The 20,797-nt window shown below is 72.9% G+C and carries 23 protein-coding genes; 10 read left to right on the top strand and 13 right to left on the bottom strand.

The window, feature by feature from the left end; all coding sequences use genetic code 11:
* Positions 1 to 37: 37 nt before the first annotated feature.
* A complete protein-coding gene (locus ACQSSQ_RS22685; RefSeq protein WP_431329423.1) occupies positions 38 to 508 on the top strand; it encodes a DUF3093 domain-containing protein in 471 nt (156 codons plus the stop codon).
* A 57-nt stretch (positions 509 to 565) separates the two neighbouring features.
* Positions 566 to 910, top strand: a complete 345-nt coding sequence (locus ACQSSQ_RS22680) for a DUF4235 domain-containing protein (protein ID WP_431329422.1) — start codon at positions 566 to 568, stop codon at positions 908 to 910.
* Positions 911 to 1,027: 117 nt separating this feature from the next.
* On the opposite strand, the gene ACQSSQ_RS22675 is transcribed toward ACQSSQ_RS22680, so the two are convergent.
* The 3 genes from ACQSSQ_RS22675 to ACQSSQ_RS22665 all read right to left on the bottom strand — a co-directional run bounded on the left by ACQSSQ_RS22675 (position 1,028) and on the right by ACQSSQ_RS22665 (position 3,383).
* Positions 1,028 to 1,324, bottom strand: coding sequence for a DUF4193 domain-containing protein (locus tag ACQSSQ_RS22675; protein ID WP_149771276.1), 297 nt, complete (start codon positions 1,322 to 1,324; stop codon positions 1,028 to 1,030).
* Positions 1,325 to 1,431: 107 nt separating this feature from the next.
* The gene (locus ACQSSQ_RS22670; protein WP_431329421.1) at positions 1,432 to 2,253 is read right to left on the bottom strand and encodes an inositol monophosphatase family protein; all 822 of its coding nucleotides are present in this window, start codon (positions 2,251 to 2,253) and stop codon (positions 1,432 to 1,434) included.
* Positions 2,250 to 3,383, bottom strand: coding sequence for a ferrochelatase (locus ACQSSQ_RS22665; protein WP_431329420.1), 1,134 nt, complete (start codon positions 3,381 to 3,383; stop codon positions 2,250 to 2,252). Before ACQSSQ_RS22665 ends, ACQSSQ_RS22670 begins: the two co-directional genes overlap by 4 nt.
* Before the next feature lie 111 nt (positions 3,384 to 3,494).
* On the opposite strand from ACQSSQ_RS22665, the gene ACQSSQ_RS22660 reads away from it, so the two are divergent.
* Positions 3,495 to 4,718, top strand: a complete 1,224-nt coding sequence (locus tag ACQSSQ_RS22660; protein ID WP_431329419.1) for an MFS transporter — start codon at positions 3,495 to 3,497, stop codon at positions 4,716 to 4,718.
* A 13-nt stretch (positions 4,719 to 4,731) separates the two neighbouring features.
* Here the strand turns inward: ACQSSQ_RS22660 and ACQSSQ_RS22655 are convergent, their stop codons facing one another.
* Complete coding sequence (locus tag ACQSSQ_RS22655; protein WP_431329418.1) at positions 4,732 to 5,352, bottom strand: trimeric intracellular cation channel family protein; 621 nt, start codon at positions 5,350 to 5,352, stop codon at positions 4,732 to 4,734.
* Between the two features lie 178 nt (positions 5,353 to 5,530).
* On the opposite strand from ACQSSQ_RS22655, the gene sepH reads away from it, so the two are divergent.
* Entirely contained in the window at positions 5,531 to 6,550 is a 1,020-nt protein-coding gene (gene sepH, locus ACQSSQ_RS22650) for a septation protein SepH (protein ID WP_431329417.1), read from the top strand.
* Between the two features lie 83 nt (positions 6,551 to 6,633).
* Here sepH and ACQSSQ_RS22645 read toward each other — a convergent pair whose 3' ends face one another.
* Positions 6,634 to 7,011 (bottom strand): hypothetical protein, encoded by a 378-nt coding sequence (locus ACQSSQ_RS22645; protein WP_431329416.1) that lies wholly within the window; start codon positions 7,009 to 7,011, stop codon positions 6,634 to 6,636.
* On the bottom strand, positions 7,011 to 7,682 hold the full coding sequence (locus ACQSSQ_RS22640; protein WP_431329415.1) for a TM2 domain-containing protein: 672 nt from the start codon (positions 7,680 to 7,682) through the stop codon (positions 7,011 to 7,013). Before ACQSSQ_RS22640 ends, ACQSSQ_RS22645 begins: the two co-directional genes overlap by 1 nt.
* Before the next feature lie 97 nt (positions 7,683 to 7,779).
* Between ACQSSQ_RS22640 and ACQSSQ_RS22635 the strand changes: the two genes are divergently transcribed.
* Complete coding sequence (locus tag ACQSSQ_RS22635; RefSeq protein WP_431329414.1) at positions 7,780 to 8,028, top strand: DUF2630 family protein; 249 nt, start codon at positions 7,780 to 7,782, stop codon at positions 8,026 to 8,028.
* Positions 8,029 to 8,067: 39 nt separating this feature from the next.
* Here the strand turns inward: ACQSSQ_RS22635 and ACQSSQ_RS22630 are convergent, their stop codons facing one another.
* Entirely contained in the window at positions 8,068 to 9,192 is a 1,125-nt protein-coding gene (locus tag ACQSSQ_RS22630) for a hypothetical protein (RefSeq protein WP_431329413.1), read from the bottom strand.
* 101 nt (positions 9,193 to 9,293) lie between these two features.
* On the opposite strand from ACQSSQ_RS22630, the gene ACQSSQ_RS22625 reads away from it, so the two are divergent.
* The gene (locus tag ACQSSQ_RS22625) at positions 9,294 to 10,328 is read left to right on the top strand and encodes an NYN domain-containing protein (RefSeq protein WP_431329412.1); all 1,035 of its coding nucleotides are present in this window, start codon (positions 9,294 to 9,296) and stop codon (positions 10,326 to 10,328) included.
* A 15-nt stretch (positions 10,329 to 10,343) separates the two neighbouring features.
* Here ACQSSQ_RS22625 and ACQSSQ_RS22620 read toward each other — a convergent pair whose 3' ends face one another.
* Positions 10,344 to 10,967, bottom strand: a complete 624-nt coding sequence (locus ACQSSQ_RS22620) for a TetR/AcrR family transcriptional regulator (RefSeq protein WP_431329411.1) — start codon at positions 10,965 to 10,967, stop codon at positions 10,344 to 10,346.
* Positions 10,968 to 11,051: 84 nt separating this feature from the next.
* Here ACQSSQ_RS22620 and ACQSSQ_RS22615 point away from each other — a divergent pair, with 84 nt between their 5' ends.
* Positions 11,052 to 11,774: a hypothetical protein gene (locus tag ACQSSQ_RS22615; protein ID WP_431329410.1), complete on the top strand. Its 723-nt coding sequence runs from the start codon at positions 11,052 to 11,054 to the stop codon at positions 11,772 to 11,774.
* 3 nt (positions 11,775 to 11,777) lie between these two features.
* On the opposite strand, the gene ACQSSQ_RS22610 is transcribed toward ACQSSQ_RS22615, so the two are convergent.
* From ACQSSQ_RS22610 to ACQSSQ_RS22600, 3 genes are all read right to left on the bottom strand, one after another.
* A complete protein-coding gene (locus ACQSSQ_RS22610) occupies positions 11,778 to 11,924 on the bottom strand; it encodes a hypothetical protein (RefSeq protein ID WP_431329409.1) in 147 nt (48 codons plus the stop codon).
* Positions 11,921 to 12,586 (bottom strand): DsbA family oxidoreductase, encoded by a 666-nt coding sequence (locus ACQSSQ_RS22605; RefSeq protein ID WP_431329408.1) that lies wholly within the window; start codon positions 12,584 to 12,586, stop codon positions 11,921 to 11,923. The genes ACQSSQ_RS22610 and ACQSSQ_RS22605 overlap by 4 nt, the downstream gene beginning before the upstream one ends.
* 83 nt (positions 12,587 to 12,669) lie before the next feature.
* Entirely contained in the window at positions 12,670 to 14,472 is a 1,803-nt protein-coding gene (locus tag ACQSSQ_RS22600) for a BCCT family transporter (RefSeq protein WP_431329407.1), read from the bottom strand.
* 334 nt (positions 14,473 to 14,806) lie between these two features.
* Here ACQSSQ_RS22600 and ACQSSQ_RS22595 point away from each other — a divergent pair, with 334 nt between their 5' ends.
* From ACQSSQ_RS22595 to ACQSSQ_RS22585, 3 genes are all read left to right on the top strand, one after another.
* Positions 14,807 to 15,010: a cold-shock protein gene (locus ACQSSQ_RS22595; RefSeq protein ID WP_262852810.1), complete on the top strand. Its 204-nt coding sequence runs from the start codon at positions 14,807 to 14,809 to the stop codon at positions 15,008 to 15,010.
* A gap of 111 nt (positions 15,011 to 15,121) precedes the next feature.
* Positions 15,122 to 16,237 carry a VanZ family protein gene (locus ACQSSQ_RS22590; protein WP_431329406.1) on the top strand — a complete coding sequence of 372 codons (1,116 nt, stop codon included), beginning with the start codon at positions 15,122 to 15,124 and terminating at the stop codon, positions 16,235 to 16,237.
* Positions 16,238 to 16,578: 341 nt separating this feature from the next.
* The gene (locus tag ACQSSQ_RS22585; RefSeq protein WP_431329405.1) at positions 16,579 to 17,886 is read left to right on the top strand and encodes a helix-turn-helix domain-containing protein; all 1,308 of its coding nucleotides are present in this window, start codon (positions 16,579 to 16,581) and stop codon (positions 17,884 to 17,886) included.
* Between the two features lie 70 nt (positions 17,887 to 17,956).
* Here ACQSSQ_RS22585 and ACQSSQ_RS22580 read toward each other — a convergent pair whose 3' ends face one another.
* Positions 17,957 to 19,405 (bottom strand): pyridoxal phosphate-dependent decarboxylase family protein, encoded by a 1,449-nt coding sequence (locus tag ACQSSQ_RS22580; protein ID WP_431329404.1) that lies wholly within the window; start codon positions 19,403 to 19,405, stop codon positions 17,957 to 17,959.
* On the bottom strand, positions 19,402 to 20,796 hold the full coding sequence (locus ACQSSQ_RS22575) for an MFS transporter (RefSeq protein WP_431329403.1): 1,395 nt from the start codon (positions 20,794 to 20,796) through the stop codon (positions 19,402 to 19,404). Before ACQSSQ_RS22575 ends, ACQSSQ_RS22580 begins: the two co-directional genes overlap by 4 nt.
* Position 20,797: the final 1 nt, after the last annotated feature.

The following is a 20,797-nucleotide window of genomic DNA, read 5'->3' as shown; positions in this document are numbered from 1 at the left end:
GGTCAGGCCACCCTTACCGGCATGGCAACCTTGTCGCATGACCCGTGAGGCCGACGCGCCGTCGTACCGCGAGCACCTCAGCGTCCCGGCGTCGTGGTGGCTGGCGGGTGCGGGCCTCGCCCTCATCGTCTGGTGGATCTTCGTGCTCGCGACGCCGATGTGGGTCGCGGTCCTCGCCGGCGTGGTCGCCGCGGGCGCCGTGGCGGCCGGGCTCGTCCAGTACGGCGGTGCGGCCGTGGAGGTCTCCAACGTGCACCTCCGCGCCGGCGCCGCGCGCCTCCCGCTGGTCTACTGCGGCGAGGTCACCGTCCTCGACGCCGCGCAGACCCGGGCCCTGCACGGGCCCGAGGCCGACGCCCGCGCGTTCTTCCTCGTCCGGCCCTATATCGCCACCGCCGTCCGCGTCGAGGTCACCGACCCGCGCGACCCCACGCCGTACTGGCTGATCGGGAGCCGCCACCCGTACGAGCTCGCCGACGCCCTCGGCGCCCGTCGCGCGCGCGGCTGACCGGATAACGTTCGGAGCAGACGGTTCCGTACGACGGTGACGAAGGGAAGGACGAGCGTGGCGCGCAGCACGAAGAAGGCCCCGACCGCCCAGGGCGGCAAGCGCAAGAAGGGGCCGAGCAAGGCGGCGTGGAAGCTGATGGACCGCACCGCGACGATCGCCGCCGGCGTCATCGCCACCCAGGCGGCCACCCTCGTGTGGCGGGCTGCGACCGGACGCAAGCCCCCGACGGAGGACGCGTCCCGCGATCCCGCGATGGCGACCCGCGAGGCCGTGGCGTGGGCAGTGCTGGCGGGCGCGAGCGCGGGACTGATCAAGGTCGTCCTCAACCGGCAGGCGGTCAGCTACTGGGTGCGCTCGACCGGTGAGCTGCCGCCGGGCGTCAAGCGGCCGAAGGCCTGACACCACCCGGACACGGCGACGCCCCCGGACCGCGATGCGGTGCGGGGGCGTTGTCCGTTCGCGCCTGGTCGAGCGCCGTCGGCACGGCCTGTCATGCGCGGCCGACGGGCGCCGAGGTCAGGCGCAGTCGACGCAGATCAGCTGGTTGCCCTTCTCACGGGCCAGCTGGCTGCGGTGGTGCACCAAGAAGCACGAGGTGCACGTGAACTCGTCGGACTGGCGCGGAAGCACCTGGACCGAGAGCTCCTCGTGCGACAGGTCGGCACCGGGGAGCTCGAACGACTCCGCCGCCTCGACCTCGTCCTCGTCCACCTTGCCCGAGTTCTTCTCGTGCCGGCGAGCCTTGAGCTCCTCGATGCTGTCTTCCGACTGCTCTTCTTCGGTCTTCCGAGGAGCGTCGTAATCGGTCGCCATGAACCCTCCTCTGACGTCTCACACCCGACCTCCGAGGGTCGGGTTCATCCCAATTCCGTAACCTTCAGGCGCGCAGATTGTGCCACACGGATCGGCGCGACCCAACTTCAGAAGCCACAAGCGCGGACGAGCCGCAGAAATTCCTCCGCGAAGGCTTCTGGGGCCGCGACGACGAGCCGTCCGTCCGGCGGCCCGTCGAGTCCGGTCAGCAGGACCCCGGCTTCCCGGGCGACGAGGCCTCCCGCGGCGATGTCCCACGGCGCGAGGCCCTGCTCGACGTAGGCGTCGAACCGCCCCGCGGCGAGCGCGCAGAGGTCCAGGGCGGCCGACCCCATGCGACGGATGTCACGTACCTCGAGCAGCATCCGCGCCACCGCGGCCGCCTGGCGCGCCCGGACCTCCGGGACGTAGTTGAAGCCCGTCGCGACCAGCGCCTGCGCCGCCGACGACGGGGCGACCGCGCGCAGGCGGACGGCCTCGCGGGCCGGGCTCTCCCGCAGGTACGCCCCCGCCCCGCGGACGGCGGTGTACTCGTGGCCGGTCGTGATGTCGACCACCACCGCCGCCTCCACCTCGCCGTCGACCTCGGCCGCGATCGCGACCGCCGACTGCGGCAGGCCGTAGACGAAGTTCACGGTGCCGTCGATCGGGTCGACCACCCAGCGCACGCCGGTCGCACCGGACCCACCGTGGCTCTCCCCGCCCTCCTCGCCCAGGAACGCGTCGTCGGGCCGCTCCGCGGCGATGTGCTCGCGGATCAGCTGCTCGGTCGCCCGGTCGATCTCGGTGACGGGGTCGGTGGGGCTCGACTTGGTCGCCGCAACCTCCACGCGGCCTTCCGGACGACTGGCCCGGACCGCTGCCGCCGCGGCGCGTGCCGTGGTGAGCGCCAGGGCGACGAGAGCCTCGCCCGTCGGACGCGGCGTCACCCGTCGGCTCCCAGCAGCGCCGGCCGCTGCGGGTCGCGGAGGTTGGCGCAGCAGCCGACGGGGCAGACCGTCCAGCTCGGCGGGAGGTCCCCGACCACCTGCTGCTCGGGGTCCTCGCCGCGCGCCTGCGCCGCCCGCTCGACGATCAGGTCGCGGATCGCCCCGACGAAGCGGGCGTCCACGCCCGGCGTCGGGACCCGCCGGAAGCCGAGGCCGGCCTCCTCCGCGGTCGCCTTCGCCTCAGTGTCCAGGTCGTACACGACCTCCATGTGGTCGGAGACGAAGCCGATCGGCACGACGACGACCGACGCGACGCCATCGGCGGCGATCTCCCGCAGGTGGTCGTTGACGTCGGGCTCCAGCCACGGCACGTGCGGGGAGCCGGACCGCGAGCAGTAGACGAGGTCGTGGTCCCGGTCGACGCCGGTGCGCTCGGCGACCTGGGCGGCCACCTGCGCGGCCACGTCGCGGTGCTCGCGCACGTACGCCTCTCCCCCGGTCGTCTCGCCGTCGCGCACACCGCGGCCGCTCGCCTCGTTCATGGCGTCCGGGATCGAGTGGGTGACGAACACCAGGCGCGTCGTCGCGGTGTCGAAGCCCTCGCGGGCGAGCTGGTCGAGCGCGCCGACGGTGCCGTCGACGAACGGCGCCACGAAGCCCGGGTGGTTGAAGTAGTGGCGGACGCGGTCCAGCCGCGGCGCACCCTCGCCGACGGCGGCCGTGGCGTCGTACAGGTTCTCGCGGTACTGGCGGCAGCCGGAGTACGACGTGTACGCGCTGGTGAACAGGCACACCGCCCGCTCGACCCCTTCCTCGCGCATCGCGGCGAGCGTGTCGGTGAGGTACGGGTCCCAGTTGCGGTTGCCCCAGTAGATCGGGAGGTCGATGCCGTGCGAGCGCAGCTCGAGCTGGAGCACGGCGATCAGGTCGCGGTTCTGGTCGTTGATCGGCGACCGGCCGCCGAAGGAGAAGTAGTGCTCCCCCACCTCGACGAGACGCTCCCGCGGGATCCCTCGGCCCCGGGTCACGTTCTCGAGGAAGGGCACGACGTCGTCGGGCTTCTCCGGGCCTCCGAACGAGACCAGGAGGAAGGCGTCGTAAGGGCGGGTGTCGGCAGCGGGTCCATCCATGGCGCCATCCTTCCAAGGCACGGGCTAGGCTGCAGGAGCGACCCCGCCAGGGCGCCCGGGGGCTGTCTCCTCCGCCACACCGTCTTCTCGACGCCGTCTCCGAAGGAAGCCGTGCTCGACTCGTACCGCCGGATTCTCGCGGTCCCTGGTGCCCCCGCCTTCACCTCCGCCGCGCTGGTCGCCCGCCTCCCGATCTCCATGCTGGGTCTCGGCCTCGTGCTGCTGGTCTCGGAGCAGACCGGCTCCTACGGCAAGGCCGGCACGATCTCCGCGGCCGCCGTGATCGCGAACGCCGTCGGCGCCCCGCTGCAGGGCCGCCTGACCGACCGCTTCGGGCAGCACCGCGTCCTCCCGGGGACCGCCGCGCTGTTCGGGCTCGGGCTGGCGCTCGGGCTCCTCGCGGTCCACGCCGAGGCGCCCGCGCCCGTCCCGCACCTGTGCGCCGCGCTCGCCGGGCTGGCACTCCCCCAGGCCGGGTCGATGGTCCGCGCCCGGTGGACGCACAACGCGGAGCCGTCGATGATCCCGACCGCGTTCGCCCTCGAGGCGGTGCTCGACGAGGTCGTCTTCATCGTCGGGCCGGTCGTGGTCACGTTCCTCGCCACGATGATCAACCCGTACGTCGGGCTGGTCGTCGCCGGCGTCGCGGGCGTGTCCGGGTCGATCGCGCTCGCGGTGCAGCGCCGTACGGAGCCGCCGTCAGGCCGCCGGAGCGACGACTCGGGTCCGCAGCGGGGCCGTCTCCCGCTCGCCCTGCTGGTGCCGCTCGTCGGCGCCGGCGTCGGGTTCGGCATCCTCTTCGGTGCCGCCGAGGTCGTGACCGTCGCCGTCGCCGAGCACGGCGGCCACAAGGAGCTCGCCGGGGTCCTGCTGGCGATCTGGGCGGCCGGCAGCCTGATCGCGGGCTTCCTCGTCGGTGCCCGCCCGCCGCGCATCTCCTCCCTCACCCAGCTGCGCATCACGACGGCGGTGCTGACGCTCAGCATCGTGCCGCTGCTGCTGACGTCCGCGCTCCCGCTCGTGGCGGTCGCGCTGTTCGTCTCCGGCTTCGCGATCGCGCCGAGCATGGTCGCCTGTACGCGCCTGGTCGAGCAGGGCGTGCCCCGCGCGCGCCTCACGGAGGGCATCGCGTGGTTCACGACCGGCCTGGCCACCGGCGTCGCGCCGGGGGCCGCCGTGTCGGGGTGGGTCGTCGACCACGGGGCGCCGTCCTGGGGCTACCTGGTCTGCCTGGGCGCCGGCTTCCTCGCGATCGCCGGAGCGTGGGTCGTCCGCGTCGCACCGCCGGTCGCTGCGCCCGGTGTCCCGTCCGACGCCGAGGCGACGCGGAGCTGACGGCCGGCTCGGCTCAGTAGCCGTCCATCCCCGGCGGCAGGGGCGCCTGCCAGCCCCGGCGCAGCGCGACCATCCGGTAGGTGAACGCGAAGACCGCTCCCGGGATCAGCACCCACCCGCCGTGCAGCCCGGCCTCGTCGGCGGTGACCGCGAGGATCGCGCCCAGCAGGGCGGGGAACGCGTACAGCTCCTCGCGCAGCACGACGGGGACCCGGCCGGCCAGCACGTCCCGGATCACGCCGCCGCCGATCGCGGTGACCATCCCCATCAGCGCCGCGGCCGGCGGCTCGAGGCCGTACTCGAGGGACTTCACGGCACCCGTGACGCAGAACAGGCCCATCCCCGCGGCGTCGAAGACGGCGATCTCCCGCTCGACCCGACCGAGCGCCGGGTGGAACCGGAACGCGACCAGCCCCGCGACGAACGGGACGAGCAGGTAGCGCCAGTCCTGGAGCGCCGCCGGTGGTGTGGCGCCGATGAGGACGTCGCGGAGGAACCCACCGCCGAGCCCGGTCGCACCCGCGAGGACGAGCACCCCGAAGACGTCGAGCGGCTTGCGCACCGCGACCAGCGCCCCCGACAGCGCGAACGCGGCGATCCCGACCAGGTCGAGGACGACGAGCGCGGTGGACACGTCCTGACGGTAGCGTGATCCCGCAGCGGCGTACGGGACCGACCGAGCGCCGCGCGAGCGTCGTGGCGTCTGCGACAAGGTCCCGAACGACGGGTGCCCCGGCGCGCTTGCTTGGATTGACCGGGCAAGCAGTCGAGACTGGGGCTGGTACGAGGCGCGAAGGGCGGAGGCGGACAGCATGCGAGACCTCACCGTGGTGGGGCTGAGCGAGGACCAGCGCTACCTGGTCCTGCGAGGCCCGGTCGGTGAGCTGTTCCGCGTCCCGGCCGACGACCGGCTGCGCGCCACCCTCAGGAACGACCGGGCACGACTCGGCCAGTTGGAGATAGCGATGGACAGTGCACTGCGTCCGCGAGACATCCAGGCTCGGATCCGCCGTGGGGAGTCACCGGAGGAGGTGGCGGCCGCGGCGGAGCTGTCGGTGGACAGGATCATGGGCTACGCCTACCCGGTGCTCGCCGAGCGCGAGCACATGGCGGAGCGTGCCCGCGGGGCGACCGTACGCCGCAAGCACGCGCAGTCGAACGCGCTGACGCTGGGCGAGTCGGTCGACGCGACCCTGCGCGGCCGCGGTCTCGACCCCGAGTCCGCCTCGTGGGACTCCTACCGCCGCGACGACGCCCGCTGGACGGTCACGGTGCGCGCCGGTGCGGTGACCGCGGACTACGTCTTCGACCCTGCGGGGCGCTACACGTTCGCCGAGGACGCCGGTGCGCGCGAGCTGGTCGGCGACGTGCCTGATGCGACCGAGACGGCGATCGCCGACGCGGTCTCGCGTCCGGTCGACGTCGTGGAGCTCGAGTCCGACCCGCGAGTCACGTCGCTCCGGCACGCGCGGGCACGCCGGGCCGCCGCGGCGAGCGAACGCGCCGACGAGCAGCTGAGCCTCAACGACATCCCCGGTGTGGTCGACGGCGGTGAGCCCACCCTCGAGCTCGACGAGGCCGACGAGCGCGAGGCCGCCTCCGCCTCGGCCGGCGCCCCGGTCGCGCGACGCGACGAGCCGCGCCCCGAGGAGCCTGCCCGCGATCGCCAGAGCACCTCCCCCGCTGCGCCTGCCGCCGAGGAGCCCGCGACGCAGACCGCCGCGGACGACACGGAGACCGCGGACGACCAGCCGCGCAAGCGGGCCCCGCGACGCCGCGAGCGCCGTCGGGTCCCGTCGTGGGACGAGATCATGTTCGGCGACAAGGGCTGACTGGGCCCTCCCCCGAACGACGTCGAGCCCCGCCTTCGGACGAAGGCGGGGCTCGGTCGTCTGCGGGTGAGGTGCCGGCCGCGTCAGGTGGCGGTGTCGACGGTCACGGAGCCGCGGCAGATCTGCGTCACCGCCAGCTTCTGGCCGGCGGCGTCGAACGCCGTCCCGACGGTCACCGGGACGGAGCGCACTCCTGCCGGATCGGCGCCGGTGGTGATGGTGAGGATCGCGGTCGCCTCGTCGGGGTCGACGTCGATCGAGCCAACCCCCGCGCTCACGCCGTCGGCCAGCGGGGTGTTGCTGCCCTGGACGACGACCGTGCCACCGTCGGCCGTGCCGAGGCAGCCGCTGGGGCCGTCGTCGTCGGAACCGCCGCAGGCGCTCAGCGCGCCGACGGAGACCAGGACCGCGAACGCCCCGGCGGCCCGGCGGGCGAACGGCCGGGAGCCTGCCGGCGCCATCACTCCTTCAGCGGACGTCCCGAGGCGTCCGCCGTCCAGCCGTTGGCGCCGACGAGGTAGAGGATGCCCTCGACGAAGCCCCAGATCGCGCCGATGCCGCAGGTCAGGATCGTGACGACGATCTGGACCACGCCGATCGTCGTGTAGCCGAGGTAGAAGCGGTGGATGCCGAGCCCACCGAGGAAGATGCCCAGCAGTCCGGCGACCAGCTTGCTCTTGGCCTGCGGGTCGTAGCCGTACGGGGCGCCGTACGCGCCGTAGGGCTGCTGGCCGTACGGCGGCTGCTGGCCGTAGGTGGGCTGCTGGCCGTAGGTGGGCTGCTGGCCGTAGCCGTACTGCTGTCCGTACGGCGGCTGCTGGCCATAACCGGGCTGCTGGCCGTACGGCGGCTGCTCGCCATAACCGGGCTGCTGACCGTACGGCGGCTGCTCGCCATAACCCGGCTGCTCGCCGTAACCCGGCTGTTGTCCGTACGAGGGCTGCTGCTCTCCGTACGACGGGGTGGTCGGCGGCTCCTCGGCGGGTGGCCACCCCCAGCCTCCGTCGGCCGGCTGCTGCGGCGTCGGCTCCGGGCTCTCCGCCGGGGTCGCGTGCTCGCTCGCCTCGGGCGGCGTCTGGTCCGGAGTCCTGTCGTCGTCCGGCTGCTGCCCTGAGGTGGGTCCCTCGGTCACGTGGCGCACTCCTTCGTCGTCTGCTCCTCACACCCTATCGGTCGCCGGCCCGCTCCCCGGCGGACTACCGTGGGCCACGACGACACAGGAGGCGCCCATGACGACCGACCAGGACATCCTCAGCACCATCTCCTCGCTCGTGGCCGAGGAGAAGGAGCTGCGCGAGCGACGCGAGCGCGGTGAGACCGACGCCGAGACGGAGCTGTCGCGGCTCCGCGACGTCGAGACGCAGCTCGACCAGTGCTGGGACCTGCTGCGGCAGCGGCGGGCCAAGGCGGAGTTCGGCGAGGACCCGGCCTCCGCGCAGGTGCGTCCGCCGGACGAGGTCGAGGGCTATCTGAGCTGACCGGGGTCGCGCGCGCTCCCCGCGGGGAGCGCGCGCTGCTCACCGGCCGTCGTCGCTGCCGTCGATCCCGTAGACGCGCATCGCGTTGTCGCGGCTCGTCGCCCGGATGATCCGGTCGGACGTGGCGCGGTCGACCTCGTCGCGCACCACGAGCTCGTGGAGGACTCCGCCGAGCGCCCGCCGGAAGAGCACGGCCGCGAGGTAATGGTGCTCGGCGATGCCGAAGCCGTCGGACGCGTAGAGCAGCCGCGAGAACGGCGCGACGGTGATCACGTCCGCGACGACGCGGGCCGAGAGGTCGCCACCCGCCCGGGTGATCCGGCCGAGGTCGAGGTGCACGTGCGGGTACGCGCGGGCGAGCACCGCGGCGACCTGGTGGTGCGGGTACGGGTTGACCAGGACCACCGCCGCACCACGGTCGGCGCTCGCCCGCAGGAACGGAACGATGGCCCGCGGGTCGCCGAGCACCGGACCCCCGTGCGCGAGCACGTGACCGAGCGGCACCTGGAGCGGGAGCCCCGCGTCGAGCGCGGCGAACGCGAGCCAGGTGTGCCAGCGCGGGTCCTCGCGTCGCTCGGCCGGCTCTGCACCCGCAGCGAGCTCGGCGAACGTCGCGTCGAGCGGCGGGTGGGTGCCGAGCATCGGCCCCGCGGTGAGCCCCGGGACGGCGGCTGCCTGCACCCCGGCGAGCGTCGTCGCGGCCACCGCGCCGTCCTCGTCGAGAGCGACGCGGACGGCGTCGGCGAGCGCGCCGGGCTCCGTCCCGTCGGCGAGCAGCCGCTCCGCCAGGTCCTCCAGGCGGACGACGTGGTGGCTGCGCGCGTCCGCGGCGGCCACGGTGGCCGCGACGTCGGTGCCGGTCGGCTCGTCGACCACGAGGTCACTGACGCCGGCGCGCGACAGCAGGCGACGGTTCACCTCGTCGGCGCCGAGTGCGCGCCGGCGCTCTAGGTACGCCTCGAGGCTCGCGTGCGGCTCGAGGTCGATCACCGGGGAGCACCAGCGCCGCAGCGCGACACCGGACATGGCGTCGACCGCCGCGTGCCCGCCGAGGTAGCCGACGAACGCCTCGTCGGGGAGGTCCTCGGACGAGACCGGATGACAGTGGCCGTCGACCAGCCGCGGCCAGTCGTCGGGGACCGCGCTGCGCCACCGATCGGGCATCGGTCCACCTCCCCGCGCGTCGGCTGACCCCGAGCGTACGCGTCCGACGGCGGCTCCGCCGAGGTCGGCGCCCACCCCCAGCGGCGTACTAGCCTGGCCAGATGAGTCGGCTCGCGCGATCAGACCGGCACGCCATCCTCGTCGACGCCGGATACCTCCTCGCCTCCTCGGCGCAGGTGCTCGTCGGCACCTCGCTGCGACGTGCGGTCGCCGTGAGCTGGGAGCGGCTCGTCACCGGCATCAAGACCTCGGTCGCCGAGACCACGGACACGCGGCTGCTCCGGGTGTTCTGGTACGACGCCGCCAACGCGCAGGCCGCGCGGGCGCTCTCGGAGGAGCACAACCTCGTGTCGCTCCTGCCCGACGTCAAGCTGCGCCTGGGGCGGGTCAACAACGAGGGCGCCCAGAAGGGGGTCGACACCCGGATCGCGCTGGACCTCGTGAACCTCGCCCTGCAGGGTGCCGTGTCCGAGATCTTCCTCGTCTCCGGCGACGACGACCTCACCGAGGCCGTCGACATGGCGCAGGACTACGGGGTCCGGGTGACCCTCTTCAACGTCCCCAACGACGAGTCGCGCATCGGCGTCCACGCGACCGCGATGAACCTGGCGCGGGTCGTCGACGCGCGCCAGCGCATCCCGATCGAGCTGCTGCGCAGCGCGGTGACGCCGTCACCACGGCCGCGCGAGAACCCCGCGGAGGCGCCGGTCGTGGAGGAGCCGGTCGCGGAACCCGCGACCACGGCCCCGCGCCTGCGGATCCCCACACCGTCCGACGTCGCGCGCCTGCACCCGGCTCCCCCGGTCGGGCAGCCGACCGCGATCGAGCCGGCGGTCGCTCTCGCGTACAGCAGCACGACCGGGCAGGGCGGCCGCGCGGGCGGCGATCCCGACGCCGACCTCCGCGAGGCGATCCCCGACGTGGTCCGGACCGTCGTGCGCAACTGGCTCGACTCCGCGACGCAGGCCGATCTCCGTGCCCTCGTCGCGACGCGCCCGACGATCCCCGGCGACGTCGACTCCACGCTGCTGAACGACCTCGTCGCCACGAGCGACGACCGCTACCGCGTGCTCCAGACGGAGACCCGGTGGCAGCTCCGCGAGGCGTTCTGGGCCGAGGTCGACCAGCACGTGTAGCGGCGCCTCACGGCGTCAGGGCGTCAGGAAGCGGTCGAGCTGCAGCCTCAGCTCGGCGTCGAGCGCGTCGAGGTGGTCCTCGCCGACGAACACCGGGCCGGTGAGCACGAACGCCCACGCGTCCAGGAGCACCGCCGAGGCCATGACCGCGGCGTCTCCTGCCCGGATGGACCCGTCGGTCTGACCGTCGCGGATCAGGTCCTCCAACAGCTGCATCTGGTCGTCGGTGCTGGCGCCGCGACGGTGCAGGAGGTAGGGCGCGATGAAGCCGGGGTCGAGCTCGATCACGCGCTGCAGGACCGGCAGGCGTCGGGCGAGACGCACCACGGCGACCGACAGCGCGACGAGCATGGAGCGCGCGTCGTCACCCGAGACCGAGCGCATCGCCGTCTGCAGCAGCGTCCGGAACTCCCGCGTGAAGAGGTCGGCCACGACCCCGTCGGCGTTGGGCCACGTGCGGTAGAGCGTCGCCCGAGAGACGTCGGCGCGGCGCGCGAGGTCGGCCATCGTGAGACCGCGAAGACCCACGTCGACCACGATGTCCCGTGCGGCGTCGAGCACGCGGTCGCGCGGGATCGCGTTGTGGGCCCTCAGCGGTGCCGACGAGCGCTCGCGGTCCGGACTGGGCTGAGACACCATACGGTCAACCGTATCGGCACGAAGGCCCACGCCGTGTGCTCTCGATCGGCTGGCCGTGCCCCCGAGTTCGCGTAGGGTCGGACGGTGGCTGTCCGTCGTCTGCTCGCACCGCTCACCGTCGCCCTGACCACCGGCCTGGTCGTGGCCGGCCTCGGCTCCCCCGCCCACGCCGCTTCCGGCCGGGTCACGAGCAGCAGCGCGACCCTCTACCGCAACTGCTTCAGCCACCCCTTCTCGTACGCCCTCAGCGACGTGGGGTCCGGGTGGTCGCTCACCGTCGACCTCGTCGCCTCGAGCGGGCGTGTCGTCGACCGCGCGGTCGTGCCGTCGAGCGAGGGCACCTCGGGGCGGGGCGCCTTCCGCGTCTGCGCCGGGACGGTGAGGGCGGGGACGTTCACGGTCCGGCCCCGGGTCACGTGGCCCGCGACCGGTCGAGCCCCGCTGCCGCTGGCGACGAGCAGGCTCGCTCTCCGGCTGCCGCGCACGACCACGTCGGTCGCGGTGCGTCCGAGGCGTCCCCGCGTCGGCGCCGTCCTCCGCGTGCGCTCCACGGTGCAGGTCGCCCGGCCGTACGGCTTCTTCCCCCAGGCGGGCGTGCGCGTCAAGGCCTACGTGCGCCACCACGGTGCGTGGCGCCGCGTCGGCGGCATCCGGACGACGCGGGCCGACGGCTCGGTGACGTTCCGGGTGCGCTGGCGGTGGGACGCACCGCGCAAGCTCCGCGTGAAGGCGGTGCGCTCGGCGTACCACGCAGCCTCGCGTTCGCGGGCCGTCACGATCCGGAGCCGGCCCGCCAAGACCAACTGACGGTCAGGCCCGCTCGCTCGGAGCGTCCTCGGTCGTCGCCTCGGTGGACGCGGTCTCCTCGACCGCTCCAGGAATCACGCAGACGCCGTCGACGCAGACCGGCGCGTCGTCGCCGACGATCTCGAACGGCGTGAGGCCACCCGCGGTCACGGAGCCACCGCCTCCTCGGCCACCTGGTTGAGCACCTGCGCGAAGGTGGCCGGCTCCTGGGCACCGGAGATGCCGTAGCGCCCCTCGACCACGAAGAAGGGGACGCCGTTGATGCCGTACGCCTGGGCCTGTGCGATGTCGGCCTGGACGTCGTCGGCGTACGTGCCCTCCTTCAGGACCCGGAGGACCTCGTCGCGGTCGAGTCCCGCCTCGGCCGCCAGGTCGGCGAGGTCGGCGTCGTGACCGACGTGGCCGCCCTGCTCGAAGTAGGCCTTGAAGAGCCGCTCCACGACCTCGAGCTGGAGACCCTTGCTCTTGGCCAGGTGCAGGACCTGATGGGCCTTGAGGGTCTTCGTGTGCTTCAGCGCGTCGAAGTCGTACGAGAGCCCGACGCTCGAGGCGATCGCCGTGACCTGGGCGAGCATCTGGGTGACGCGCTCCTCGGGCATGCCCTTGTGGCCCGCGAGGAACTCCACCTCGGATCCCTCGAAGTCGACGGGAGTGTCGGGGGCGAGCTCGAAGGAGTGGTACTCGACCTCGATCTCGCGGTCGCCGCCGGTGGCGCGGTACTGCTCGACGCCCGCCTCGAAACGGCGCTTGCCGATGTAGCACCAGGGGCAGGCGATGTCCGACCAGACGTCGATCTTCAGGGGGTTGCTCATGATCGCGGCAACGCCCTCCACCGTCAGCTCATTCCCCAGACGATGAAGGGCGTGACCGGGTTCACCGCCGCCGCGCGGCAGCCCTACGGCGTGGGGCGGTCGCCGTCGTCGGAGCGCCCGTCGCCAGGCTTCGCCTCGGGTTCGAGCGTCTCGCGCTCGACCGGCTCGGTGGCGATCGAGAAGTGGGCACCGTGCTCCTCGATGCCGGTCTCGACCGCTTCCTGGACGAGCTCGACGGCGATGTCGCGGCGCACGGTCAGCGCGTCGCTGCGCAGGTCGACCCACAGCGCGTAGGTGATCAGCACCATGATCACGGCGAACGGCAGGGACGTCACCACCGTGATGCTCTGCAGGCCGTCCAACGCGTCGTTGCCGCCGAGCACCAGCATGATCGCGGCCACCGCGCCGGTGGCCGCGCCCCAGAAGACGACGACGCCCTTGCTCGGCTCGACCGCGCCGTGCTGCGACAGGCTCCCCATCACGATCGAGGCCGCGTCGGCTCCCGACACGAAGAAGATGGCGACGAGCACCATCACCAGGACCGAGGTGACCGTGGCGAGCGGGTACTGCTCGAGGAGCTGGAACAGCGCGAAGTCGCTCTCGACCGCGCCCTCGCTGTTGGTCAGGGCACCGGTCACGTCCTGCTCGTGGATCGCCGAGCCGCCGAAGATCGCGAACCAGACCAGGCTCACCATCGTCGGGACCAGGAGCACGCCGGTGACGAACTGCCGGATCGTACGACCGCGGCTGATGCGGGCGATGAAGAGCCCGACGAAGGGGGTCCAGGAGATCCACCACGCCCAGTAGAAGATCGTCCAGCCCGCCAGCCACTCCTGCATCTCCGCACCGCCGGTGGAGTTGGTGCGCGAGGCCATCTCGGTCATGTCGCCGACGTAGGCCCCGATCGTCTCCGGGATGAGGTTGAGGATGAGCAGCGTCGGGCCGACCACGAACACGAAGACGGCCAGCACCACGGCGAGGACCATGTTGGTGTTCGCGAGCCACTGGATGCCGCGGGCGACTCCCGACACCGCCGACGCGACGAACGCCACGGTGAGCACCGCGATGATGCCGACGAGGACGGGCTCTCCGACCGGCCCGGTCCAGTCGAGGAACTCCAGGCCGGCGCCGATCTGCAGCGCGCCCAGGCCGAGCGAGACCGCTGAGCCGAACAGCGTGGCGAAGATCGCGAGGATGTCGATGACCTTGCCGGCCGGCCCCTCGGTCCGCTCCCCCAGCAAGGGGCGGAAGACGGAGGACACGAGCTGCGAGCGGCCCCGGCGGAAGGTGCCGTACGCGATGGCGAGCCCGACGACGGCGTAGATGGCCCACGGGTGCAGGCCCCAGTGGAACATCGTCGTCGCCATCGCGGTCCGCATCGCCGCCGCCGTCTCGGGCTCCACCGTGTCCGGCGGGGGCGAGACGTAGTGCGACAGCGGCTCGGCCACGCCGAAGAACATGAGGCCGATCCCCATGCCCGCGCTGAACATCATCGCGATCCAGGAGACGGTCTTGAACTCCGGCACCGAGTCGTCGGCGCCCAGCGGGATCCGGCCGTAGCGTGACGCGGCGAGCCAGATGACGTACACGACGAAATAGCTGGCGACGAGGACGTAGAACCAGCCGGCGTTACGGATCACCCACGACTGCGACTCGTCGGCGACCTTCCCGAGCGAGTCCGTCCCGACCGCTCCCCAGATCACGAAGGCGACCGAGATCGCCGCGGTGACACCGAAGACGACCTTGTCGAGCGGCCGCTCCTGCCCGGTGCCGAGCGGTCGGGTGAGCCGCCCCTTCAGCGCGTCGTCCGACCACGAGCTGAGCCCCGGACGCCGGTTCCGCCGCGACGGTCTCGGCTCTCGTCGGTGCTGCTGCCGGGTGGTCATGCATCCTCCGTCGTGTCCTGGGTACTGGTGCGATTTGGGCGGGTTCGTCTGGCGAAGGCCCCTCGACACCTTACGGACCTCGGGCGCTTTCCACCGATCGCCGAAGTTGCCCGAAGGGCGTGTCGCACTACTCGGGGAACACCCTCGGACCTGCTAGGGTTCTGGAAGTAGTTGTTCGGTTCAGCGCAGGTGGGAACGTCCGCGCCAACGGTTCGACCGTTGGCGCGTTTGTCTTATCTGGGTCGGGCGCATCCTCGCGACCATCGTGCGGGTGGAGCAACGCTGCACGGGGGTCGACAACGGTCGGCTCCACAGTTCGACGAAAGAGCAAGAAATGTCGCAAGGCACCGTGAAGTGGTTCAACGACGAGAAGGGCTTCGGCTTCATCGCGCAGGACGGTGGCGGTGACGACGTGTTCGTCCACTACACCGCGATCGCCGGGAACGGCTTCCGCACGCTGGCCGAGAACCAGCGCGTCGAGTTCGACGTCACCCAGGGCCAGAAGGGCCCCCAGGCGGAGAACGTTCGCGCCATCTGAGAAGGCGTCTCGTCCCGAGACTTCTGACGAGGGCCCCGACACCGGAGACGGTGCCGGGGCCCTCGTGCGTCCCGTCGGTGGTCGGCGACCGCGCTCGATAGCGTTCGGGTCATGGGAGCGTGGGAGTGGCCGGCGGTGGTCGGGATCGTCGGCGGCGTGGCGCTGTTCTTCGCGCTCCTCGCTCCGGTGCTGGTCTTCCAGCAGCGTCGCTACGGTGCGCTCGACGGTCGCCGGATCCTCGGAGCCGCCGCCGTCTCGGTCTACCTCGTCGCGCTCGTCGCGTACACGTTGCTGCCGCTCCCGTCCGGCGACCTGCAGGCGTGGTGCTCTGCGCACGGCGTGGCTCGGCCCAATCTCGACCCGTTCGGCTTCGTCGACGACGTCCGCCGGGAGACGGCCGGCCTGTCCTGGGCGCAGACCCTGCGGAGCTTCGCCGTCCTGCAGGTGGTCTTCAACGTCGTGCTGTTCGTGCCTTGGGGGATCTTCGCGCGCAGCTTCTTCGGCCGCGGCATCGTCGTCTCGACCGTGTCCGGGCTCGCGGCCTCGACGCTGATCGAGGCGACGCAGTACACGGGGGTCTTCGGTCTGATCCCGTGCTCCTACCGGGTCGGCGACGTCGACGACGTCATCATGAACACGTCCGGTGCGCTGATCGGGGCGGCCCTCGCGCCCGTCGTGCTGCGTTGGATGCCGCGAGCCCGCGACCTGGAGCAGCATCGGCAGCTCGTGCGTCCGGTGACCGTCTGGCGACGGTGGACCGGGATGTTCCTCGACGCCGCCCTCGTGGTCGGCGGCGGCTTCGTGGTCCTCGTCGTCTACCGGACCGCCCTGCTCGCCAGCGGGCGAGCCGTCCCCCTGGAGCCCACGTGGACCGAGTGGTGGCTCGGCTCGCTCGTGCCGTGGGTGGCCGTGTTCCTCGTCCCGGTCGTCCTGGGCAGCGGAGCGTCGTGGGGCCAGCGCATCGTGTGGCTGGCGCCGCTGTGGGCGCGGCCCGGCGAGACACGACGAGGGTCGGCGGTCCGCCGAGCCACGCGGGCCGCCTGCGGTGGTGCGGGCTGGTGCGCGCTGACCGTGGTCGCGGACCTCCCCGTCGACCACGTGACGTGGGCCGGGTCGCTGGCCACGGCCTGGGCGGTCGTCTCGATCCTCGCGGTGCTCGCGACGCGCGACCACCGCGGCGCCTCGTACGCGTTGACGGGCGCGGAGATCGTCGACGTCCGGGCGTGAGCCTCGTCCGTCCACGTCTTGCGTGCTCCGTACCCCCGCAGCGGAGCCCGCAAGACGTGGACGAGGGACCGGATCGAGTCCGGTCCGTCGCCAGCCGGACCGAAGTCCTCGCTGGCGTGGCTCTATCTCATCGCTGCGCAGGACGGCCCTGCAAGGGTTGCAGAAGGGTTGCAACGCAGCGTTACCCCAGGCATCGCGGGGGCGATCTGCTTGTGAATTCAATGACCGACGATCCGCATCAAACCCTGGGCGGATCGCGATCGACCCTCTACGGTAGGGCGCAGCGAACGACATTCCGCCGAGCGTGACGGGGGTGAGGCATGGCGGTGCCACGATCGGCGGTGACGTCGTCCACGACCACGATGGACCTGCGCAGCCTCTACCGGGTGCGTTCCGACGTCCTCGCCGGGCGGTCCCCTGAGAAGCAGCCCCGCGCACTCGTCCGTGCCTCCTGGGACCGGTCGCAGACGCTGGGCCTCACCCCCGACGGCGCACCTCCGACCCCGCCCGCCGAGCCGCGCGAGGTCGAGGCCGAGCGCTCCGCCAGTGCGCTGCGTCCGCTGGTCGACCAGCTCGCCGAGCTGCTGCGGGGCGCGCTCGACTCGGCCGGGATGCTCCTCGCCATCAGCTCGCCCGATGCCAAGATCCTCTGGCGCGCCGGCAACGGCACGATGCGTCGCTATGCCGACGAGCTCGGCATGGTGCCGGGCGCGACGTGGGCCGAGGGCAACGTCGGCACCAACGCGATCGGCACCGCGGTCGTCGAGGGCGCTCCCGTCGGCATCCACGCCGCCGAGCACTTCTCCGAGGACCACCTCCCGTGGTCGTGCGCCGCGTCACCGGTGCGCGACCCGCTGACCGGCGACCAGGTCGGCGTGGTCGACCTGAGCTATCGCAACCCTGCGGTCAACCCGCTCGCTCTCCCCCACGTGGTCATGGCGGCGCAGCTCGCCGAGGCCCAGCTGCGCCAGCGCTACCACGACAGCGCCGACCGGCTCCGGACGCAGGCGGCCCCGATGCTCGCCCGTCTCGGCGGTCCGGCGATCGCGGTGACCCGGGACGGCATCTGCGCCGCCGCGGTCGGCACCGAGCCGCCGCCGCGGCTCACGCTCCCGCACGACATCGCGCCCGGCGCGCTGTGGGTGCCCCAGCTCGGCAACGTCGTCGCCGAGCCCGTGCCCGACGGCTGGCTGCTCCGACTGTCCGGCGACGGTTCCGACGGGGAGCCGATGACGCTGGTGCGGCTCGACCTGACCTCGACGCCCGCGATCGTGGAGGTCACCGGATCGAGCGGGTCGTGGACCCACGCGCTCTCGCCCCGCCACTCCGAGATCCTCCTGTCGCTCGCCCGTCACCCCGAGGGCCGTTCGGCCTCCGAGCTCGCCGACGACCTCTTCTCGGACCCGTTGCGCACGGTCACCGTCCGCGCCGAGATGTCACGCCTGAGGCGGACGCTCGGCGGCGTGCTCGGCGCGATGCCCTACCGGATCAGCGAGTCGGTCACCACCGACGTCGTCCTGCCCGAGGATGCGGCGGCGCTGCTCCCCGGGTCGGCGGCGCCGGTCGTCGTCCGCACCCGGGAGGATCTCGCGAGCGAGATGGTCGGCCGCGACGGCGGCACACGAGCGGGGCGGCACCGGGCCTACTGACGCGCGCCGCGCCGCACCGGCTCGTCCGCCCCGGCTCGTACGCGCCGGGCTCCGCGTCAGTCCGTCCGCGTCATTCCGTCCGCGTCAGCCGGTCGAGGAACGCCACCAGCAGGGCCTCCCGCAGCGCAGGCGGCGCGACGTCGAGCAGGGCGTTGACCGGCGCCATCCGCTCCGGCGGCGCGACTCCCCCACCCTCGCCGGCGAGCCCGGCGAGCGCCAACAGCCCGTCGAACGCGGCGTCGTCGAGCGTGCTCGGGTCGAGGGCCGCGGCCGCGGCGCGCAGCGGGGCGTCGACCGCGATCGGACCCGACGCGACCGCCGCGTCCACCGACTCCTCGAGCGCTGCGAGGAACTCGTCGACGTGCGCCGCCGTCGCCGCCGAGACCGTGAGATGGAGGGTGGCGGGAAGGTCGGCGTACGCCATCTGCGGCTGGACGAACCATCCGCGCGCGAGCATCGCGTCGCTGATCGTGAAGACGTCGCACGCCCCGTCGGTCGTCACGGCGACCAGCGTCGAGTCCGGCTCGGACGCCAGCGCGAGGTGCTCGATCCGCGCGATGCCGTCGACCAGGGCCTGGGTCCCGGCGTACGCCGTCCGAGTGAGCTCGCGGTAGCCCTCGTCCCCGAAGTACGAGACGACCGCCCAGGCGGCGGCGAGCGGGCCACCCGACTTCGTCGACTGGAGCGTCGCGTTGAGCATCGTGTAGCCCGGCCAGTCGGCGCTGGCGAAGAACTGTGGTCGGCGCAGCTCGGGCGTGCGGTGCAGGAGGAGCGAGACTCCCTTGGGGGTGTAGGCGTACTTGTGGAGGTCGGCCGAGATGCTCGTGACGCCCTCGACGGCGAAGTCCCAGGGGTGGCGGACCAGACCGTCGCGCTCGAGCCACGGGAGCACCCATCCGCCGATGCAGGCGTCGACGTGGAAGCGCACGCCGTGGCGCAGCGCCAGCTCGGCCAGCTCCGGGACCGGGTCGAGGACGCCGTGCGCGTACGACGGCGCGCTGGCGGCGAGCAGGACGACCCGGTCCGCGTGCTCGGCGAGGGCCGCCGCGGTCGCGTCGACGTCGGCACGCTTGGTCCGCGGGTCGACCGGCACGGTGACGCGCTCGACGCCGAAGTAGTGCTCCGCCTTGTGGAACGCGGCGTGCACCGTGCTGGGCACCACCATCACCGGGCGGTCGACCTCGGGCCGGCCGTCGCGTGCGGTCTGCACGGCCAGGAGGACGGACTCCGTGCCGCCCGAGGTCACCGTGCCGACCGCGCCCACTGGCGCGTGGAAGAGCGGCTTGGCGAACGCGACCAGGTCGCGCTCCATCGTGAGCAGGCTCGGGAAGGCCGTCGGGTCGAGCCCGTTGGTGGCGCCGTAGGCGGCAAGGGCCTCGCGGCCGAGCGCGTCCGCCTCGGCGATCCCGGAGTCGTACACGTAGGCGAGCGTGCGTCCGCCATGGGTCGGGAGGTCGCCCTCGCGGAGCGCCTGGAGGCGCGCGCGGATCTCGTCGGCGTCGTGGTGCGGGACGGTCATGCGGTGGGCTCCTGCGGAGTGGTGGTGGGGTCGGGGACGCCGGTAGGAGCAGCGTGGAGGCGCTCGTCCAGGCGGTAGCGGCGCAGCCACAGCAGGCTCGCCGCGATCAGGACGGCGGGGACGACTGAGAAGCCGAGTGCGATGGCGTCGAGCGCGGAGTCCGGCTGGGTCACCGACTCGTCGCTGCTGGACGAGACGTAGCCGCCGAGGGCGAGCACCAGTGCGAAGAGCCCCGGCCCCAGCGCCAGGCCGAGCGTCTCTCCGGCGGTCCAGACGCCGGTGAAGACGCCGATCCTGTTCTCCCCCGTACGCGCCGCGTGGTCGGCGGCCACGTCCGGGATCATCGCCATGGGAAAGACCTGGGCGCCCGCGTAGCCGATGCCGACCACGGCGGCGGCGGCGTACGCGGCAGTGGCCGAGCCTGTCGCCGTCACCAGCAGCCCGAGCGCTCCCACGACGAGGAAGCAGGTCGCGACCACATAGCCGTAGCGCTTGCCCCGCCGCGCGGCCACCCGCTCCCACAGCGGCGTCACCAGGAGCGCCGGCCCGACGAACGCCACGAACAGGAACGTCGCCGCGCCCCCGCTGTCGAGCAGGTTGTCGGAGACGTAGGCGACGCCGGCGAGCATCGCCCCGACACCGAGCGCCTGGATGACGAAGGTGATGAGCAGGGTGCGGAAGTCGGGCGACTGGGCGACCAGACGCAGCTGGTCCCCGAGCGAGCCGCCGGCGGTCGCGACGCCGTGGTCGGGGGCGTTGCGGGTCCCGTAGTAGGCGCCCAGGACGCCCACGAGAAGCACCACGCCGATGTAGACGCCCATCACGCGGTAGCCGGTCGCCTCCGAGGTCGCGTCGCCCACCACGTCCACCACCAGGGGCGCCGTCGCCCCCGCGAGCAGGATCGCGAGCGCGAGGACGACGACGCGCCAGGTCATCAGCCGGGTGCGCTCGTCGTAGTCGAGCGTCATCTCCGCCGGCATCGCGACGTACGGCACCTGGAAGAATGCGTACGCGCTCGCGCAGGCGAGGAACAGCAGGACGACCCAGCCGCCCGCGAGCCACGTCGGCTCCTGAGGCCCCGCGAACATCAGCGCGAAGGTGAGCGCCAGCAGGAGCCCGGCTCGCAGGAGGAACGGCCGTCGTCGGCCGCGCGGGTTGGTGGAGCGGTCGCTGATGCGCCCGGCGATCGGGTTGAGCACGACGTCCCACGCCTTGGGCGCGAGCACCATGACGCCCGCGATCCCGGCCGCGACACCGAGGGTGTCGGTCAGGTACGGGAGGAGGAGCAGGCCGGGGACGGTGCCGAAGGTGCCGGTGGCGACCGAGCCGAGGGCGTAGCCTCGCCGGACCGAGGGCGCCAGCGGCTCCGCCGGGGGTGACGCGGATGACATG

Origin of the sequence: Mumia spirodelae, assembly GCF_050632745.1 — a bacterium.
Classification (GTDB): domain Bacteria; phylum Actinomycetota; class Actinomycetes; order Propionibacteriales; family Nocardioidaceae; genus Mumia.
Note: the sequence above shows the minus strand (reverse complement) of the source record. Positions and strands in the feature narration are given on the sequence as shown.